3 protein-coding genes are annotated in these 4,873 nt (G+C 49.0%); all 3 read left to right on the top strand.

Annotation, left to right across the window (positions count from 1 at the left end):
- The coding region (locus KDK19_RS19675) for a hypothetical protein (RefSeq protein WP_257292689.1) at positions 1-972 on the top strand (972 nt) is incomplete at its 5' end.
- Positions 973-1,105: 133 nt separating this feature from the next.
- A complete protein-coding gene (locus KDK19_RS19670; protein WP_257255112.1) occupies positions 1,106-2,944 on the top strand; it encodes a hypothetical protein in 1,839 nt (612 codons plus the stop codon).
- A 109-nt stretch (positions 2,945-3,053) separates the two neighbouring features.
- A complete protein-coding gene (locus KDK19_RS19665) occupies positions 3,054-4,763 on the top strand; it encodes a hypothetical protein (protein ID WP_257292688.1) in 1,710 nt (569 codons plus the stop codon).
- Positions 4,764-4,873 lie beyond the last annotated feature (110 nt).

Below are 4,873 nucleotides of genomic sequence, written 5' to 3'. Positions count from 1 at the left end.
AGCTCATGTCGCCATTTAGCGAGAGGACAATGCATTAGTTGCATAGACTATTTTGATCTTTCAAGCGAAAGAAACTACTCGCTTTTCAATGCATTGAATGGCCTCCCTGCCACTCAGCTACAATGCGACTCTGACCAACCATCCAAGACACAGACGAGCAGCTGTGATAGTAGCCCGGAATGTCACTGCAACCTTGCATATATAACGAGCGCAGAGGCTGCCTGTGCAGCTAACATTTCCGGGCAACCGACCTGTGACGTTACCGTGATTCAAAAGAATGGTCAGCAACGGCCATGTGGTAGGGCCTTCAAGCATGTTCGATCCCTGTTGGATCACAAAAGCAGAGTACATACCGGTCAAAAAACCTGTGATGTGATAGTGGTCAGGGAAGAAGGCCAACAAGGACCATGCGGGAAGGTCTGCAAAAATGCTAAAGCGCTGTCCGTCCACAGAAGCATGGCCCACAGTGGGAAAAAAACCTGTGGCGTATCCGTGGTCAGGGAAGACGGTCTGCTGCGGCCATGCGGTCAGGTCTGCAAGAACGCTTGCGCACTGTCGGATCACAAAAGAAAAGAGCACACCGGACAACAAACCTGTGATGTCATATTAGTCGGGGAGAATGGCCAGCCGCGTCCATGCGGAATTGTCCTAAAGAATGCTCTATCTCTGTCTAGTCACAAGAGCAAGGTTCACAGCGGTCAACGAGCCTGTAGCATGACCGTGGTTGGCGAGAATGGCCAGCCACGACCATGCGGGACGACCTGGAAGAATGTTCTGGACCTGTTGAGTCACAAAAGACGCACCCACAGCAATAAACAAGCCTGTGAAGTAACCGTCATCGGGAAGGATGGCCTGCAGCGGCCATGCGGGAAAATCTGCAGTAATACTCAAGCCCTGTACGATCACAAAAAAACTCATCGAAAACGCAAGGCTCTTGATCTGGATCGGAATGATGGCCTCAGTTCTAAATAACGGAAAAACACGGTTATTATCATGATCTATCTTTTCTCTCTGTAGGCCAGGATGCAAGGATATAATTATTAAGCACTCACTCTTTGCGATATTTTTACTACTACTGCCGTTTGTTATCTGTCGGGGCGAACCGTTGACAGAACGTTATATTGTCGAGCTCGAACAGACCAACCAGCACTTTTATACAGAGCGTGACTGGCAAAAACTGACGCACGACGCGTCAGACATCGCCGAAGCAAACAGCTATGCAGGAACACATTTCTCCCTTGATGATAAACCACACAGACCTGGCGACTATGGAGTAAAAACGACCATAATTGAATCAACTTTGTGGCAATGGCTTTATACTACCCATCTGCGGGTTGGTTACAAACTGATCCTGACCGGCAAAGACTCTCCTCTAAGCCCCGGCCCTTATTCATCGTTACCTGTAGAAGTGATTGTTGCTGTCGGTTGGGTTTTAAAAAGCTATTTGAACCTTGATTCACTTCTGTTTGGCCTGATTCAACAATTAGAGACAGCATCCACGCAGGCGCAGGAAGGCAAACCGGATTTGGCCATCACTATGATGTTTGGCTCTGGACATCATCGGACACTACCACCATCAGAACCATCCGGCCAGAGACCATCAGGGGCAACCACCCACCCTAAAGCCTCTTTCAACAGCCCACTGAATACTGACTATGGCGACGACAAAAGAGGCCCTCAAGAAGACTTGCATACTCTGGATTTAAATTGTTTTGTCTATCCCTGTCGTGGCATTTGTATACTCAGACAATCATCCGATAGTAGTTGGCTTGCTGAATCGTCACTAAATTCCGGACAAAGCTCATGCCCCCATTTGACGAATGCGCAGTGTCTTCGTTGCATTGGCTATTTTGATCCTCTAAACGCCAGCGATTCCTCGCCTTTAAAAACATTGGATGATTTCCCTGCCAATCAACTTCAATGCGTATTTGACCGACTGGTTTATCCACAGCCGCAAGGCATTGATAGCAACCCTGCCTATGGCAGGAACTTTTCAGACGGGGTCGCCTTAGACGGGGTCGCCTTAGACGGGGTCGCCTTAGACGGGATCGCCTCAAAATCAATGGATGCCGGGGCAGACTATAAAACTGAAGCTGTCGGGCAAGCGGCCTGTAAGTTGATTGTGATTGGAGAGCATGGCCAGAGACGACCATGCGAGATTGTTTGCAAGAGTGCTACAGCTTTGTCGGTTCACATAAGAAAAGATCACAGCGGGCAACAAACCTGTGATGTGCCTCTGGTTGGAGAGGATGGCCAGCCACGACCATGCGGAAAAGTCTACAAGAATGCTTTGGTCCTGTCGTCTCATAAAAGTAAAGTCCACAGCGGGCTAAAAGCCTGTGACGTGAGCGTGATCGGGGAGGATGGCCGACTGCAGCCATGCGGGACGGTCTGCCAGAATGCGCTAGCCCTGAGGAATCACAAAGGCAGACTCCATACCGGGCAACAAACCTGTGACATGCTGGTGGTCGGTAACGATGGCCAGTCAGGGCCATGCGGGGAGGTTCTCAGGAATGCTATAGAACTGACTTACCACAAAAGCAGAGTCCACTCTAGCCAGCAAATCTGTGGTGTGATGTTGATCGCGAAGGATGGCCAGCAACAACCATGCGGAAAGGTCTGCAAGAATAGCTGGAGGCTGTCGGATCACAAAAGAAAAGAGCACAGCGGACAAAAAACCTGTGACATGATCGTAGTCGGAGAGGATGGTCAGCAGCGGCCATGCGGGAAGCTTTGCAAGAGTTCCAAGGCTCTGACGGATCACAAAAGAAACATCCACGGCGGGCAAAAAACCTGTGACGAGATAATGCTCGGGGAGGATGGCCAGCCACAGCCATGCGGGAAGGTCTGCCAGAATCATCAAGCTCTGTCGAATCACAAAAAAAGACATCGAAAACGCAAACTTGCTGATGCGGCCAAGTACAATGACCTCAGTTCTAAATGACAGAAAAGCTCAATTATATTCTTGATCTATCCTTCCTCTCTGTAAATCAGAAGGCAAGAACACAATTATTAAACACTCACCCTTTACGACACCGCTGTTGCTGCTACTGATGTTTTTTGTCGTCTGTCATGCACAACCGTTTACAGGACGATTTGTTACCGAACTTGAACAGAAAACAGCATCTCCAAAACTGAGCTTTTCCATAAAGCCTGACCGGTGTCCCTTTTCAGACATTGCCGATATAAACGGCTTTACAAAATCATCTTTGCCGACTAATAATATACGACAACGTTCGTTCATTTACGGGATAAAAACGACCGTTGAGTTAATCTTCTGGCAATGGCATTACATCACTCACCTGCTGGTGGGTTACGAACTGATCCTGTCCACCCCGGACGCCTCCTTGTACTCCACTCCTTACTCATGGGCACTTGCAGAAGTAGTTGTGGCTGTCGGTTGGCTTTTACAAAGTTATTGGCATCCCAACTCCCCACTGTTTAAGCTGATTGAACAGCAGAAGGCAACGTTTATGCTGACCCAGGGGGATCAGACATTTGTCACCATCACTGTGATTCCGGACTCTGGGCATAGCCAACAACAATACCAGGCTTCACAACCATCGGGCCAACAAGCCCCGGGGGCAACCATCCAGCCTGCTGGCTCTTTCACTGGCTTCCTTTATTCAGGCTCCGGTAGCGGAGACGGAGAACCTCTGCAACACCAACATACTTTGGGTTTAAATTGTTATGTCTTTCCCTGCAATGGCGTTTGTAGTTTCCGAGCATCATCCGACAGCAGAGAGTCCGCTGAATGGCCACTGAATTCCTTAGAAATCTCATGCCCCCATTTTCCGCAAGGGCACTGTCTTGGTTGCATAAGTCATTTGAATCCTTTAAACGTTGGAGATTCTACGCTTTCACAAGCATTGGATGATCTCTTTGACACTCAACTCGAATTCGAGTCTGGCCAACTATTTCAGCGGCAAGCGCGTCAGCCACAAGCCGGAGGCATTAGCGACAATACAGACAATCACTGCACAGTGAATGCAGGGATCGTCTATGCAACTGATACCACTTGGCCAGCCAATGATGATGTACCAATTTGTCTTCTTCCCGGAGGAGCGCCTCGCGGAAGAACTGCACATTACCCACAAACCCTGGCAAATCATAAAAGCAGCAACCACACCGGACAACTAAACTGTGACGTGACCACAGTCGTTGAGGATGGCGAGCCTCAACCATGCGGGAAGGTCTTCAAGAGTGCTCAATCTCTGTCATCTCACAAAAGCAAATACCACACCGGACAAAAAACCTGTGATGTGACCGTTGTCAGAGAGGATGGCCAGCAGCGATGCGGGATAGTCTTCAAGAGTGCTCAATCTCTGTCATCCCACAAAAGCAAATACCACAGCGGGCAAAAAATCTGTGATGTGACCATGTTCAGGGAGGATGGCCAGCAGCAGCCATGCGGGACCGTCTGCCAGAATGGCTACGCCCTGTCGAATCACAAAAGAAGATACCACACCGGGAAAAAAGCCTGTGACATGACCGTAGTCGGGGAGGATCGTCAACAGCGGCCTTGCGGAAAGATCTGCCGGAATGCTCTGGCTCTCTCTGATCACAAAAAAACTCAACACGGCGGGGAAAAAACCTGTGACGTGACCGTCGTTGGGGAGGATGGTCAGCAGCGACCATGCGGAAAGGTCTGCCAGAATACTCAAGCTCTAACGAATCACAAAAGAAAACATCGAAAACGCAATCCCGATGATGTGAGCCAGAATAATGACCCCAGCTCTAAAGAAGGTAGAGTAAATAAATAACGAGTCGATCTCTGCAGGGGACAATTTTGTAAAGAATCTTGATATAAAAGGGAGAGTGGGTACTCGCCAGCAGGTATAACTGCAAGCTTATTAACTCAAGCTGAATGATT

The organism is Endozoicomonas sp. ONNA1 (assembly GCF_024606325.1).
Lineage (GTDB): Bacteria > Pseudomonadota > Gammaproteobacteria > Pseudomonadales > Endozoicomonadaceae > Endozoicomonas_A.
The sequence above is the reverse complement of the archived record's forward strand: the minus strand, read 5'-3'. Positions and strand labels throughout refer to the sequence as shown.

What these genes read in the sequence shown, in the direction of transcription:
- KDK19_RS19665 (WP_257292688.1), top strand. Translation starts at nt 3,054, where the DNA reads ATGTTTTTTGTCGTCTGTCATGCACAACCGTTTACAGGACGATTTGTT.